Annotated in this window: 12 protein-coding genes; 5 read left to right on the top strand and 7 right to left on the bottom strand. The window is 72.2% G+C overall.

Annotated elements, in window-relative coordinates; all coding sequences use genetic code 11:
• Window positions 1–9: 9 nt before the first annotated feature.
• The 3 genes from AB0H64_RS15515 to AB0H64_RS15525 all read right to left on the bottom strand — a co-directional run bounded on the left by AB0H64_RS15515 (window position 10) and on the right by AB0H64_RS15525 (window position 1,664).
• Entirely contained in the window at window positions 10–228 is a 219-nt protein-coding gene (locus AB0H64_RS15515; RefSeq protein WP_357624212.1) for a zinc ribbon domain-containing protein, read from the bottom strand.
• A 22-nt stretch (window positions 229–250) separates the two neighbouring features.
• The gene (locus AB0H64_RS15520; protein WP_357624214.1) at window positions 251–1,057 is read right to left on the bottom strand and encodes a GNAT family N-acetyltransferase; all 807 of its coding nucleotides are present in this window, start codon (window positions 1,055–1,057) and stop codon (window positions 251–253) included.
• Between the two features lie 100 nt (window positions 1,058–1,157).
• Complete coding sequence (locus tag AB0H64_RS15525; RefSeq protein WP_310712302.1) at window positions 1,158–1,664, bottom strand: HNH endonuclease; 507 nt, start codon at window positions 1,662–1,664, stop codon at window positions 1,158–1,160.
• Window positions 1,665–1,945: 281 nt separating this feature from the next.
• On the opposite strand from AB0H64_RS15525, the gene AB0H64_RS15530 reads away from it, so the two are divergent.
• The gene (locus tag AB0H64_RS15530; RefSeq protein WP_357624217.1) at window positions 1,946–4,000 is read left to right on the top strand and encodes a prolyl oligopeptidase family serine peptidase; all 2,055 of its coding nucleotides are present in this window, start codon (window positions 1,946–1,948) and stop codon (window positions 3,998–4,000) included.
• A gap of 280 nt (window positions 4,001–4,280) precedes the next feature.
• On the top strand, window positions 4,281–5,663 hold the full coding sequence (locus AB0H64_RS15535) for an alpha/beta fold hydrolase (protein ID WP_357624220.1): 1,383 nt from the start codon (window positions 4,281–4,283) through the stop codon (window positions 5,661–5,663).
• A gap of 308 nt (window positions 5,664–5,971) precedes the next feature.
• On the opposite strand, the gene AB0H64_RS15540 is transcribed toward AB0H64_RS15535, so the two are convergent.
• From AB0H64_RS15540 to AB0H64_RS15550, 3 genes are all read right to left on the bottom strand, one after another.
• Window positions 5,972–7,192, bottom strand: coding sequence for an MFS transporter (locus AB0H64_RS15540; protein WP_357624222.1), 1,221 nt, complete (start codon window positions 7,190–7,192; stop codon window positions 5,972–5,974).
• Between the two features lie 139 nt (window positions 7,193–7,331).
• Window positions 7,332–8,183 carry a formyltetrahydrofolate deformylase gene (gene purU, locus AB0H64_RS15545; RefSeq protein WP_357624225.1) on the bottom strand — a complete coding sequence of 284 codons (852 nt, stop codon included), beginning with the start codon at window positions 8,181–8,183 and terminating at the stop codon, window positions 7,332–7,334.
• 342 nt (window positions 8,184–8,525) lie between these two features.
• Window positions 8,526–9,734: an MFS transporter gene (locus AB0H64_RS15550; protein WP_357624227.1), complete on the bottom strand. Its 1,209-nt coding sequence runs from the start codon at window positions 9,732–9,734 to the stop codon at window positions 8,526–8,528.
• A gap of 59 nt (window positions 9,735–9,793) precedes the next feature.
• Between AB0H64_RS15550 and AB0H64_RS15555 the strand changes: the two genes are divergently transcribed.
• The 3 genes from AB0H64_RS15555 to AB0H64_RS15565 all read left to right on the top strand — a co-directional run bounded on the left by AB0H64_RS15555 (window position 9,794) and on the right by AB0H64_RS15565 (window position 12,610).
• Window positions 9,794–10,792, top strand: coding sequence for a winged helix-turn-helix domain-containing protein (locus tag AB0H64_RS15555; protein ID WP_357624229.1), 999 nt, complete (start codon window positions 9,794–9,796; stop codon window positions 10,790–10,792).
• 183 nt (window positions 10,793–10,975) lie between these two features.
• Entirely contained in the window at window positions 10,976–11,908 is a 933-nt protein-coding gene (locus AB0H64_RS15560; RefSeq protein ID WP_357624231.1) for an inorganic phosphate transporter, read from the top strand.
• A 69-nt stretch (window positions 11,909–11,977) separates the two neighbouring features.
• The gene (locus AB0H64_RS15565; RefSeq protein ID WP_357624232.1) at window positions 11,978–12,610 is read left to right on the top strand and encodes a DUF47 family protein; all 633 of its coding nucleotides are present in this window, start codon (window positions 11,978–11,980) and stop codon (window positions 12,608–12,610) included.
• A gap of 67 nt (window positions 12,611–12,677) precedes the next feature.
• On the opposite strand, the gene AB0H64_RS15570 is transcribed toward AB0H64_RS15565, so the two are convergent.
• The gene (locus tag AB0H64_RS15570; RefSeq protein ID WP_357624235.1) at window positions 12,678–13,418 is read right to left on the bottom strand and encodes an MBL fold metallo-hydrolase; all 741 of its coding nucleotides are present in this window, start codon (window positions 13,416–13,418) and stop codon (window positions 12,678–12,680) included.
• Window positions 13,419–13,432 lie beyond the last annotated feature (14 nt).

Genomic DNA, 13,432 nt, shown 5'->3' on the forward strand with positions numbered 1-13,432 from the left:
GCACATGGATCAGGAGCAGCAGCCGCCTCCGCAGCAGCCGCCCCCGCCACCTCCGCCGGCGGCCGGGCGGGGAGCGGCGGCGCCGCCGGTCATGGCCACCATCGACAGCAGCTTGACCGTGTCGTCGTGGCCCTCGGGGCAGGGCGCCGGGTCGCCGGAGGCGGACATGGGACGGGACACCTCGAACGTGGAGCCGCACGCGCGGCAGCGGAAGTCGTAACGTGGCATGAGCACAGGGTACGACGACGGATCAGTCGGAGCCGCCGAACCTCACGTGCGCGTAGTCCGCGACCGGCTCGTAGCCGATGGCCTGGTAGATGGCGTTGCTCGTCGGATTGGCCAGGTCGGTGAACAGGACCACCTCGTCGCACCGCTCGTCCAGCGCCCGGCGGCTGGCGAAGGCGGTGACGGCCGAGCCGTAGCCGCGGCCCCGGCAGGCCGGAGGCGTGTAGACGGGCCCGATGCGGCACATCCGGCCCACTCCGGGCGACACCCCCGCCATCGAGACGGGCACGCCGTCCTCCTCCCACACCACGAGATCCCCGCGGGCCAGCCGCCGCGTGGCCGCCTCGACCGAATCGCCGGTGTCCATGCCCACCTCGGCGCCGAACGCGTCCAGCCATGCCACCGTCAGCGGGAGGTCCGCGGCCGTGGCCGTCCGGCCCCGCCCCGGCGTCCCGGGGACCGTGAGCCCGCCGAGCCGGTAGAGGCGCTCGGCGCGCGCCTCACCGGCCCGGCCGAGCGCCTCGCAGGCCGCCTCGGCGAGCCGGCGCGGCCCCACGATGGCGGGAACGTCGCCGATCTCCTCCCGCATCAGGGAGACCACCGCCTCGACCGGCATGTCGGCGAGCACCAGCGCCCGGGGCGGCGTGCGGAACGCGGCGCCGCGCACCTCGCCCCCGGACGTCCACCAGCCGAACACCGCGCCCCGCGCCGGCATCCCCACACGGATGTCGGCCAGCACGGTCAGGGGGACCGTGTTGCGCACCGGATCGGCCAGCAGGAACGGCTCGGCGGCCGCGGCGTACTCGGCGACGTCCGCCGTGAAGGTCCACATGCCGGGATCCTGCCACCCGCCCGCGAAACGGCACAAAGCAGTTTCGCCGGTGGGCGAACGACGGGCCCGCACCTCTTCGGTGCGGGCCCGTCGTCCGGCGCTAGGCGGCCTCTTCGAGGTAGGGCGCCCATTGGGGGTCACCGACCAGCGAGGCGCCGATCAGCCTCCAGTGGGCGCCCCGTGGCACCGCCGGGGTGACGCGCAGCGACCACCCCAGCTCCTCCAGGTACTTGTCGGCCTTGCGATGGTTGCACGTCGTGCACGAGGCCACGCAGTTCTCCCACGTGTGGGCCCCGCCGCGCGAGCGGGGGATCACGTGGTCGATGGTCTCGGCCCGCTGGCCGCAGTAGGCACAGCGGTAGTCGTCACGGCGCATGAGCGCGGCCCGGGTGAGGGGGATGCGTGACCGGTAGGGGATGCGGACATATCTTCGGAGCCGGATCACGGAGGGCACGTCGAGCGTGCGGCTGGCCGAGCGCAGGACCGCGCCCCGCCCGTCGCGGTGCACGACGTCGGCCTTCTCCCGCAGCACCAGCACGATGGCACGGTGCAGGGAAAGAGTCGTGAGTGGTTCGTAAGTGGCATTCAGCAGCAGGACCTGGCGCATCATCGGGCCTCATCCCGCCGCGCGCGTATCAAAGGGGACATGCCGTGGCATGTCCCGGCTGTCGGCCCCTCCTGGGGCATCGATGCTTCCGTCACGTGGACCTCCGCCGGACGGTCCAGCGGATGAACACCACGGCACCGTCCTGTCACCCAGTTTGGCGTTTCCCGCGTGGTCCCCGCCACCCATAACCCCCAGCCCGGAATGACCGGAGGGACGCACGGTACGTTTTATGCCCGTATCACCCGGGCTTTACGCGCGTTCCTTCGCAGTAAGGTTCGGGCATGACGCGAGAGCCGTATCCCACCGCGCGCCGTGAGGACACCGTCGACGTCCTGCACGAGACGCCCGTGCCCGACCCCTACCGCTGGCTGGAGGACCCGGACAGTCCCGAGACGCAGGGCTGGCTGCTCGCTCAGGCCGATCTGTTCAAGCGGGAGATCGGGCCGCAGCGCTTCCGGGAGCGCATCGGTGAGCTGCTCAGGTCGGGCTCCGTGGGCACGCCGGCCTGGCGCGGCGGGCGCTGCTTCTTCAGCCGCCGCACGCCCGACCAGGAGCACGCGGTCTACTACGTCGCCGAGCCCGACGGCACCGAGCGCGCGCTGGTCGACCCCATGGCCATCGACCCGTCCGGGCTCACCACGCTCGACGCCGTCCAGCCCGACAAGGAAGGACGCCTGCTCGCGTACCAGATCTCGGTGGGTGGCGACGAGGAGTCGGTCCTCTACATCATCGACGTCGCGACCGGCTCCCGCGTCGAGGGACCGATCGACCGCTGCCGCTACTCCCCCGTGGCCTGGCTGCCGGGCGGCGAGGCGTTCTACTACGTGCGCCGCCTGCCGAGCACCGAGGTGCCGGAGAACGAGTCGCAGTTCCACCGCCGCGTCTACCTGCACACGATCGGCACGTCCACCGAGGACGACGTCATGATCTTCGGTCAGGGCCTGAAGATGACCAACTACTACGGCGTCTCCGTCTCCCGTGACGGGCACTGGCTGCAGGTCTCCGCGCACGAGGGCACGGCTCCGCGCAACGACCTGTGGGTGGCCGACCTGACCGCCTCGACGCCGGACCGGCCGAAGCTCGTGGCCGTACAGGAAGGCGTGGACGCGCAGACGGGGCTCACGTTCGGCCGCGACGGCAAGCTGTACGTCCACACCGACCGCGACGCGCCGCGCGCCCGCGTCTGCGTCACCGACCCCTCGACGCCGGGCGCCGACGGGTGGCGCGACCTCATCCCCGAGGACCCCGAGGCGGTCCTGTCCGACTTCGCCATCCTCGACGACCTGGAACGCCCGGTCATGCTGGTGGGCTGGACGCGTCACGCCATCAGCGAGATCTCGGTGCACGACCTGGCCACGGGCGAGCGGCTCAGCGAGGTGCCGACTCCCGGCCTCGGCTCGATCGGCGGCCTGTCGGAGCGGCCCGAGGGCGGCTTCGAGGCGTGGTTCGGTTACACCGACAACACCACCCCGCCGACCATCCAGCGCTACGACGCCCGCACCGGCGAGACCACGCTGTGGGCCGCCTCGCCCGGCGCGGTCCAGGTGCCGCCGGTGCGCACCTCCCAGGAGGTCTACCGGTCCAAGGACGGCACCGAGGTGCGGATGCTCGTCATCGCGCCGGTCGACGCCGAAGGACCCCGCCCCACCATCCTGTACGGCTACGGCGGCTTCGGTCTGTCGATGACGCCCGGTTACTCCGCGTCGATCCTGGCCTGGGTGGAGGCGGGCGGCGTGTACGCCATCGCCAACCTGCGGGGCGGCGGCGAGGAGGGCGAGGACTGGCACCGCACGGGCATGCTCGCCGACAAGCAGAACGTGTTCGACGACTTCCACGCGGCGGCCGAGCACCTCATCGCCACCGGCGTCACCACGCGGCAGCAGCTCGCCATCTCCGGCGGTTCCAACGGCGGCCTGCTCGTCGGCGCCGCCCTGACGCAGCGGCCCGACCTGTACGCCGCCGTGGCCTGCTCGGCGCCGCTCCTGGACATGGTCCGCTACGAGCTGTTCGGGCTGGGGGCCACCTGGAACGTCGAGTACGGCTCCGCCGAGGACCCCGAGCAGTTCCGGTGGCTGTGGTCGTATTCGCCGTACCACCACGTGCGCGAGGGCGTGGCGTACCCGGCGGTGCTGTTCACCGTGTTCCAGTCGGACACGCGGGTCCACCCGCTGCACGCGTGGAAGATGTGCGCGGCGCTCCAGCACGCGACGTCGTCGGACCGGCCCATCCTGGTGCGCACCGAGACGGAGGTGGGGCACGGGGCCCGCTCGATCAGCCGCACGGTGGACCTGTCGGCGGACACCCTCACCTTCCTGGCCCACCACACGGGGCTGTAGGGGCGGCCAGCCCCACGGTTACGGCGCCCCGCCACCTGTGGACCCGCATCGCCGCCCTGCCCCGCCGTGCCCGCCGGCCTTTTCGAGCACAGCGGGCACAGCGGGGACGAGGGGCACGGCGGGCGGGGCAGGGGCGACCCGCCCCCGCCGCTGACCCCGGCCACAGACGGCAGGAACACTGAAGCCGCTGGGGATGACAAACCCAGGTCTGATTCACGCCCCCAGATATCAGACCGTGGTCCGACGCGCCACGCCCGTCCCTTCCAGCATCGTTTTCCGCATGCTGAAGTCAATCGCGATGACACTGGTCCTGCTGACCGCCGGCAGCGGGATGCGCGCCCAGCACGCCGCGGACGCTCTCGAGTGGAGCCCGTGCCCCGACGACAAGGTCGGCATGCGGTGCGCCGACCTCCAGGTCCCCGTCGACTGGCAGGACCCCGGCGGCCGCAAGATCACCCTCAAGCTGGGCCGCCTGGCCGCCACCGGCACCTCGGAGGGTGTCGCCCTGATCGCCTACGGCGGCCCCGGCGGGCCCGGCGTCGCCATCACCCAGGCGCAGTCCGGCTGGTGGACCGACCTGCGTAAGCGCATGGACATCGTCACCTGGGACACCCGCGGCTACGGCGCGCAGTTCCGCGGCCTGAGCACCGGCCTCCCCTGCCTGTGGACCCGCATCCCGATCCCCGCTCTCCCACGCAACGACGCCGACTTCGGCCGGCTGTCCGACACCAACCGCGGTCAGGCCGAGGTCTGCCGCCAGGCGGATCCCACGCTCTTCGCCAACATGAGCTCCGCCGACCACGCCCGCGACATGGAGGCCATCAGGAAGGCCCTCGGCGGCGCCAAGCTCAACTACTACGGCGCCTCCTACGCCGGCTTCTACGGCCAGGCCTACGCCCGCCTCTTCCCGGACCAGGTGCGCACGATGGTCCTCGACGGCACCTGGAACCACAGCGCTTCCGACTGGAGCCGGGAGCTGGAGGAGATGGCGAAGGGCAACGAGCGGTTCCTGACCCGCTTCTTCGACTGGTGTGCCGCCAACTCCTGCGAGGACGTCCCCGCCATCTGGCGAGCGCTCGTGGCCAGAGCCGACCGCAATCCCGTCCCCGCCGCCAAGAACGTCGCCTACACGGGCCTTGACCTGCAAGCCTTCGCCATCGCATCGGCCAGACAGGGCCAGACCGCCTGGCCGGGCCTGGCGAAGGCCATCCGCAAGGCTCACGCCGGCGACGCCTCCGCCTTCCTCCCCGCCAGAGGCGCCCGCTACCCCGACCAGGCCACCGGCGTGACAGAGTGCACCGACTGGCCTCGCGCCGCCGACCGCAAGGAGCTCGCCGCGACGATCACCCGTCTCCGGAAGGCCGCCCCCAACGCGGGTTCGGCCGGCACCATAGCGACCGGCGTGCTGCAGTGCATCGGCTGGCCGACTCCCGTCACCAATCCACCCGCCCCGCTCCCCAAGACCCTTCCCCCTCTGCTCGGCGCGGGCGCCTGGGGCGAATCGGACGCGGTCGCCAGAGCGATCGGACAGGTCGCCGGCAGTGTCACGATCACCCATGACGGTCCCGGCCACACCCTCTACGGCGCCAACCCCTGCGCTCGCGACCACATCAACCGCTACTTCACCGACAAGGTCCTCCCACCCAAGAACACGACGTGCTGACCCGCCCCCCGTGAAGACAGATCCCGCACTGGCACCTGCGTCGCGCTGATCTGCGCCAGTGCCTCATCTACCACCTCGAACGTGATGAGCCAGGTCAGCTCACCCAGATGCCCCGGGCACGATCGCTCTCGCGGCCACCACAACACCACGACAGATGTCAGACCGGACAACCAACGGAGCTTCTGCCAAGCAGTGTCTTGGCCGCCATCGTTCCAGCCGGAGCTCCGTTGTCGTCTCCGGTGACCTGACAGACCCGGCCACCGCACGAGCTGAGCGGGATGGGATTGGTTCCTGCGGTGAGACGGTCCTCACGTCCTTGGGGCGGCGACGGCCTGAGCGGGAAGGCGGCGCGCCAGATGGAGCGTCGCGAGACAGGCGAGCGCGAGCAGAACGGAAAGCGTGACCCACAGCAGCGACGGCGCCATGTCGAGCACCACGGAAAAGCCACCCGGAGCGACGACAGCCCCCACCGCCCACGTCTGCTGATAGATCGCCAGATACCGCCCGCGCAAAGCCGGAGGAGCCGTCGCCGCCGTGAGCGCCCACGAAGGCGTGGTGTGCATGAGCTCGCCCAGCGTGAAGGCCAGCGTGGCCACCACCAGGCCGCACACCCGCGGCGGACCCGACGGCAGGAACGCCGTCGCGCCGTACAGGACACACGCGATGATCAGGACCACCCCGCCCAGCGCCATGGCGTGGGTACGGCGGGCGTTGCGCTGCCACCGGCGCACCGCCAGCTGGCCGACGGCCACCAGGACCGTGTTGAGCGTGTACAGCAGGCCCAGCAGCCAGGCAGGAGCGCCGAGCACCGTGACCGCGTACACCGGAAGTGCCACAGGAAGGATCATGTGGGTCAGCGTGAAAGCCTGCTCGGCCGCCACCAGGCCGAGGAACGGCCGGTCGGCGAACACCTGCCGATAGCCTTGACGCTGTGTCGGGGCCGTCTGCGTGGGCGTGTGCCGTCCGGAGACGATGAGGAAGCCGGTCGCCACGACGAAGCTGGCGGCGTTGACGGCCGCGATCAGGACGAATCCGCCGCCACCGGCGAGCGACACCGCCCCCGCTGAGAGCAGCCCGCCCATGCCGAACGCGACGTTCCTGGTCGTGGCCATCAAGGCGTAGAGCCTGTCCCGGTCCCCGCCTTGCGCGAGGACCGAGATGTAGCTGCCCGAGGCGGGATAGTAGGCGCGGTCACCGACCGCGACCACAGCGGCGACGGCCACCAGGGCGGCGAACCCGTCCACGAGCGGGTACGCCGCGAAGCCCGCCGCGCGCAGCACGTACGTGGCCATGAGCACGCGCCGCGCGTCGAACCGGTCGATCAACACGCCGGCCACCGGGTTCGCCGCCATTCCCACCAGAGCGGCGACGGTCACGCCCATGCCGACCGTTGTCAGCGGCAACCCGGTTACCTGACGGATGAACAGCAGCGTGAGCGGGACGTAGAGGCCGTTGCCCAGTGCGTCGACGAACATCCCGACGAGGAACGGACGGGCGCCTGAGACGCGGGTGGTGGAGGTGACGGACATGGCAAGGAGTCTCGTCGGGGCGACGGCCTGAGCGGATCGGCCAGGAGTCCCCGATCCTCTGCATCCATGGACCTAGGCCCTCCACACCTTCGCTGTGGAGGCAGGCGCACACCATGACGGCGGGGCCCGGCTCGGTGGCTCAGCGCGGGAAGACGATGGTCTTGTGGCCGTCGAGGAGGACACGCTGCTCGGCGTGCCAGCGGACGGCCCTGGCCAGCGCCACGCACTCCACGTCGCGCCCGATGGCGGCGAGGTCGTCGGGTGAGTGGCTGTGGTTGACGCGGGCCACCTCCTGCTCGATGATCGGCCCCTCGTCCAGGTGCGAGGTGACGTAGTGCGCGGTCGCGCCGATCAGCTTCACGCCCCGGGCGTGCGCCTGGTGGTACGGCTTGGCGCCCTTGAACGACGGCAGGAACGAGTGGTGGATGTTGATGGCCTTGCCCGCCAGCTTGGCGCAGAGGTCCTCCGACAGCACCTGCATGTAGCGGGCCAGCACCACGAGGTCCACCTGGTAGTGCTCGACCAGGGCCAGCACCTCGGCCTCCTGCCGGGGCTTGGTCTCCGGCGTGATCGGCAGGTGGTGGTAGTCGATGCCGTACGACTGGGTGAGCGGGCGCAGGTCGGGGTGGTTGGAGACGACGGCGACGACCTCGATGTCCAGGGTCTTCTTGCGAACCCGGTAGAGCAGGTCGTTCAGGCAATGGTCGAACTTGCTCACCATGATGAGCACCCGCGGCTTCCTGGCCATGTCGCGCAGCTCGAACTCCATGCCGAACTCGGGCGTCAACGTGGCGAAGGCGGCGCGGAGCTCGTCCTCGACCAGCGGCGAGGTGAACTGGACGCGCATGAAGAAGCGGCGCGCGGCCTGGTCGCCGAACTGCTGGCTCTCGGTGATGTTGCAGCCCTGCCCGACGAGCAGCCCGGAGACGGCGGCCACCACCCCTGGCCGGTCGGGGCACGACAGGGTCAGGACGTACTCGGCTGGGCTCATGTCATTACTTTCGCGGACGTGGAATGGTAGGCGCGGTCGCTGCCGACCCGGGCAGGTTACAACCCACCGGCCGGATCCACCCGGCCCTTCGGCACACGTGCTTCCGGGACACGTGCCTTCGGGACCCGGGGCTCGCCGCGCACGTCTCCCGAGCGTACCCGCCGCCCTGACCCCGGCCTTCCGCCCTGTCCCGGAGCCCCGGCCGTCCACCGGTCCGTCCCGGACCCGAACCCGGTAGGCCACCCCATGGTCTGGAGCGGTGCGTGCACGTACGGCACCTGCCTGCTGCCGGCCCTGTGCGGATGCTTCGGCGTGCCGGCGCGTTCGGCACGCGGGCCGCGGTCAGGGTCGCCGTGTGGGCGACAGCGTGCGCCAGGACACCAGGGCGGCGATGGCCGAGGCCGCCCCGGCCATGGTGGCGACCAGCCCCGGAGCCACGACTTCGCCCACCGCGCCTGCGGCTGCGGCGGACAGGCCCTGCAGCGTCATCGTTCCGGTCAGCAGCAGGCCGAACGCCTGACCGCGCTGTGTCCCGGGGACCGCGTCGAGAAACCTGCGGGCCAGTGCCAGCTGGTAGGCGACGCCGAAACCGGACACTGTCATGAGGATGGCGGCGTATCCCGGCGCGGGTCGCAGCGCGAACCCCAGCAGCGGCAGTCCGAGCGCGAGCGCGAGGGGGCCGGCCAGCCGCTCCCGGCCCGCGGGGCGCACCAGGCGGCCGACGATCAGGTTGCCGGCGAACATCCCGGCGGCGACCGCCGCGAACAGCGGACCGGCCGCGTCAGGCGCGCCGGCCTGCTCGGCGTACGGGACCAGCACGCCCTCGGCGCCGACCATCAGCGCCGGTGCCAGCCATTGCGCCAGCAGCAGCGCCCGGACCGCGGGCCGGCGCAGCAGCGCCCGGTTCACCCGCCAGGTCTCGCTGATGCCGGCCGAACCGCCGGTGCGGCGGCGCGGGTGGTCGGCCAGGCGCAGTCGCAGCAGGCCTGCCGAGGCCAGGCAGGTCGCCGCGGTGATCCAGAGCGCGCCCGGCGCGCCGACAGCGGCGATCAACACGCCGCCGGAGGCGAAGCCGAGCACCTGCGTGCCGCCGGCCGCCATGGAGAGCACGGCACGGCCGAGCACGTAGCGGTCGCCGTCCATCAGGTCGGGCAGAAGGGCGGTGCGCGAAGCGGAGGCGACGGCGCTGGGCAAGCCGGTGACGAACACGAGCGCCAGCATGGCCGGTACCGGCAGGAGACCGGCGGCGAGCACGGCGCTGACCGCGGCGCGCAGCACGTCGTAGCCGATCATGACGGTGCGCGGGGGCCAGCGGTCGGCGAGAGCCAGCAGCGTGCCGCCCAGGGCATAGGGCAGGAAGCCGGCCGCATACGCCAGCGCCGACATCAGCGGCGACCCGGTTGCCGCGTAGACGGTCACGGACAGTGCGAGCATCCGCACCGTCTCGCCGGCCAGGAAGAGCGTGTAGCTGCCGAACAGCACGCGGAACTGGCCCACAGCGAACACCTCGCGGTAGGTGGCCGGGCGTGGCGCGACGGGCGCGGTGGTCATGGCCGACAGCATCACGGCGGCCCGGCCACGGTGACTATGCTTTCGCGTGGAGGCGAAACATGCTGGCCATCGAGGTGGGACCCGTCGACGTGGCGCGTACCCGCTACGCGATCTCGCCGCTGGGCGAGGCGATGCAGGCGCTGCGCGTCGCAGCCGGCGTGCAGGCCGCCGGCCCGCTCCGGCCGTGGGCCGAGCGCATCGCGCCCCGGTACGAGCGGCTGCGCCGGCAGGTGCCCGCGGTCGGGGCGCTGACGGCGCTGTTCCGCCGCGGCGGCTACAACGCCGACTTCATCCATCCACCGCCGTCGGGCTCCGGTGGCGACTTCGCCGCCGAGCTGGCCGTCGTGCGTGCCACGCCGCTGCGCCGCGCACGCCTGGAGCTGGCCCGCAACCTGGCGGGACTGCGGACGCCGCCACGCTACGTGCAGCGCCTCCTCGACGCGCCGGACGTGGTCACCCGGCTCGCCGATGCGCTGGAGGCGAGCTGGCAGGCGCTGGTCGAGCCGGACTGGCCGCGGCTGCGGGCGGTGCTGGAGCGTGACCTGGTCCGCCGCGCCGGGCACCTGGCGATGTACGGCTGGGCGGCGGCGCTGTCCGATCTCGACCCGCGAGTGGGCTGGCGCTCCGAGGGGCAGGCCGGGACGATCGAGGTGCGCACGGGCTCGCGTACCGAGTGGGACCGGCACCGGCCGGCCGGCAAGGGCCTGCTGCTGATGCCGACGGTGTTCGGCACTCTGATCAGCTACGTCGAGCCGCCGTGGCCCTACGCACTGGTCTATCCCGCCCGGGGCATCGCGGACCTGCTCGGCCCTGCGGCGCGTGCACCGGGCGGTGAGGCCCTGAGCCGGCTGGTCGGCCCGCGCCGCGCTGACGTGCTGCGCGCGCTGGACGTGCCCGCGACGACGACGCAGCTGGTCGCCCAGCTCGGCCTGAGCCTGGGCGCCGTCGGCGGCCATCTGGCGGTGCTGCGCGACGCCGGCCTGGTCACCCGCACCCGCGCCGGCCGGGCCGTCCGCTACGAGCACACACCGCTGGGCGCGGCCCTGGCGAACAGCTGAACGCCACCGGGCGGCCCACCTGGCCGCCCGGGACTGACACCTCGTGGCGGCAGGGCGCCACCGAAAGGCCCCACTGACCCGCGCTTTCCAGCAAAATAGGATGTCATCCAGCACCAAGCCGATCTTGGGTATCTATCCGGCGATGCCATGCGGCGGGCCGGCGGGACGGAGGCGCGGTCACCCTTGGACTACGTCGTACTGGTCGCGGTCGCCTGCCTGTTCGCGCTCGTGACCGGCATGAACGACGGGGGTGCGCTCCTCGCGACCGGCCTCAAGCTGCCGACCGTACGGCCCGCCACCGGCATCCTCACCCTCGTGGTCATGGTGGCGTTGGTGCCCTTGGTGACCTACGCGGTGGCGCAGACGTTCGTGCACCGGCTGGCCACGTTCGACGGGCCGGGCGGGCGGACCGCGATGACGGTCGCCGTGCTCTCCGCCCTCACCGTCGTCACCGTGCTGAGCGCGAGAGGGCGTCCGACGAGCCTCACCCTGGCCATCGTCGGCGGCCTGACCGGGGCCGGGATCGGCTGGGGACTGCCGGTCTCCGGCAGTGCGGTCGCGATGGTGCTGGCCTTCGGCATCGCGGCGCCGTTCGTCGGCGGGTTCGTGGCGTGCGGGGTGACGCTGCTGCTGGTCCGGTGGACCACCGCGCGCGGGCTGTGGCGCTGGCACTGGGCGGGGTTCCTCCTGCAGACCGTCGCCTACGCCGCCAACGACGGTCAGAAGATGCTCGCCGTCTTCATGATCGCGCTGGGCTTCTCGGGCGCCCCGCTGCCGTACACGACGCTGGTCGCGTTCCTGTTCGGGCTCGGCGCCCTGTACGGCCTGCCCAAGGCGGGCCGCACGCTCGGCCAGGAGATCATCGCCTCCCGCCCGCTGCACGGGGTGGCGGCGGAGCTGGCCTCGGGCACGGCGGTGATCTGCTGCGCGGTGCTCGGCATGCCCGTGAGCATGACCCAGACCGTGGCCGGCGGCCTGATCGGCGCCGGTGTGGCCCAGGGCGGAGGGCGCGTCCGCTGGTACGCCGCCGTCAAGATCGTCGTGGCCTGGCTGCTGACTCTTCCGGCGAGCGCCCTCCTGGCGGGCGTCGTGGCCTACATCCTGTCCTCGACATGACCCCGGTGAACCCCTGAGGGGCATAACCCTGACGAGCTTTGATGCGGCGTGAGCCGTGGAAGGAGCGTGATGAGGCGACTTCGGCGCATCCGCGATCTCATGACCGGCCGGATGGACAGCGCGTTGACCGAGGCACTGCTCGGCCAGCTCGAAGCGACCAAGCAGGGTGCCTGGCTGGCCATGGCCATGATCGGCGGCGAGGTGGGCCGGACCGGTGCGCACGAGCAGATGCGGACGATCGAGCACCTCGGCGACGAGGAGCGCCGCCGCCTCGTCGAGGAGCTGAGGAGCGCCCTGGTCACCCCGATCGACCGGGAGGACCTGTTCCGGCTCTCGCGCTCCATCGACGACGTGCTCGACTCGCTGCGCGACTTCGTACGGGAGTCGCACCTGTACCGCGTGCCGGACCAGATCCGCTTCAGCCCCCTGCTCGACCAGGTGATCGCCGGGATCGACGCCCTGGAGAACGCGGTGCGCGACCTCGCCTCCCGCCCCTCGGCCGTGGTGCACGACGCTCTGGAGGCCAAGAAGACGGGCGGACAGATCCGGCGGATGTACCAGTACGAGATCTCCCGCATCTTCTCGGGCGAGCTCACCGCGGAGTCCATGAAGCAACGGGAGCTCGTGCGACGCCTGGAGATCGTCGGCATGGCCATCGGCGACGCCGCCGACGCCATCGCGGACGGCGCCATGAAGCGCTGACAGCTGAAGGTGCCCGGTCCGTGAGGGCGCCGGCCGGGGCGGGCCCGCCCCGGTGACCCGTACGGGTTCAGAAGGACACGGTGAGGCCGCCGGAGGCCACCATGAGATCGCCGGTGTACTCCTTGGCCGCCGCCTCCAGCGCCGGCTCCGGCCGGGTGCCCGGCCACAGGTGGGTGAGCACCAGCCGGCCCGCCCCCGCCCGCGACGCCGTACGGCCCGCGTCCAGGGCGCTCGACAGGTACGGGGCGTCCTCGTCCGGCACCCGTTCCGGATAGGTGGCTTCGGCCAGCAGCAGGTCGGCGTCCCGCGCCAGCTCGGTCAGCTCGGCGGCGGGACCCGTGTCGCCGGTGTAGGCCAGCGTCCGGCCGCCCGCGGTGAGTCGCAGCCCGGCGTTGGGGAGGTGGTGGGGCAGCGACCAGGTGTCCACCCGGAAGGGCCCGAGCTCCACCGCCGTCCCCGGCGCCAGCTCGTACAGCACGTGGCTGGAGGCCAGCATGCGCGGGTTGTCCAGGGCGAGCACGGCGTCGAGCGCGCCGGGCGGCGCGTGGACGGGAAGCGCGGCCGGTGGGGCGTCGCCCAGGGCGCGGGCCCGCAGCAGCGGGTTGAGGTCGGAGCAGTGGTCGGGATGACCGTGGCTGACCAGCACCGCGTCGACGTCCTCGGCCGCCACCGACACCAGCAGTCTGGGCAGGGTCGCGTAACCTGGGTCGATCAGCACCCTGAAGCCGTCATGCTCCACCAGGTAGCCGCTGCACGCCTGGCCCGCCGCCGGCCACGCCCCACATCCGCCCAGCACGGTAAGCCTCACACACGCCCCCCGAA

This window comes from Nonomuraea sp. NPDC050733, from assembly GCF_040654215.1.
GTDB lineage: Bacteria > Actinomycetota > Actinomycetes > Streptosporangiales > Streptosporangiaceae > Nonomuraea.

Coding starts and splice junctions, on each gene's coding strand:
- AB0H64_RS15520 (WP_357624214.1), bottom strand. CDS start 1,057: ATGTGGACCTTCACGGCGGACGTCGCCGAGTACGCCGCGGCCGCCGAG.
- AB0H64_RS15550 (WP_357624227.1), bottom strand. CDS start 9,734: ATGACCACCGCGCCCGTCGCGCCACGCCCGGCCACCTACCGCGAGGTG.
- purU (WP_357624225.1), bottom strand. CDS start 8,183: ATGAGCCCAGCCGAGTACGTCCTGACCCTGTCGTGCCCCGACCGGCCA.
- AB0H64_RS15525 (WP_310712302.1), bottom strand. CDS start 1,664: ATGCGCCAGGTCCTGCTGCTGAATGCCACTTACGAACCACTCACGACT.
- AB0H64_RS15535 (WP_357624220.1), top strand. CDS start 4,281: ATGCTGAAGTCAATCGCGATGACACTGGTCCTGCTGACCGCCGGCAGC.
- AB0H64_RS15540 (WP_357624222.1), bottom strand. CDS start 7,192: ATGTCCGTCACCTCCACCACCCGCGTCTCAGGCGCCCGTCCGTTCCTC.
- AB0H64_RS15530 (WP_357624217.1), top strand. CDS start 1,946: ATGACGCGAGAGCCGTATCCCACCGCGCGCCGTGAGGACACCGTCGAC.
- AB0H64_RS15565 (WP_357624232.1), top strand. CDS start 11,978: ATGAGGCGACTTCGGCGCATCCGCGATCTCATGACCGGCCGGATGGAC.
- AB0H64_RS15555 (WP_357624229.1), top strand. CDS start 9,794: ATGCTGGCCATCGAGGTGGGACCCGTCGACGTGGCGCGTACCCGCTAC.
- AB0H64_RS15515 (WP_357624212.1), bottom strand. CDS start 228: ATGCCACGTTACGACTTCCGCTGCCGCGCGTGCGGCTCCACGTTCGAG.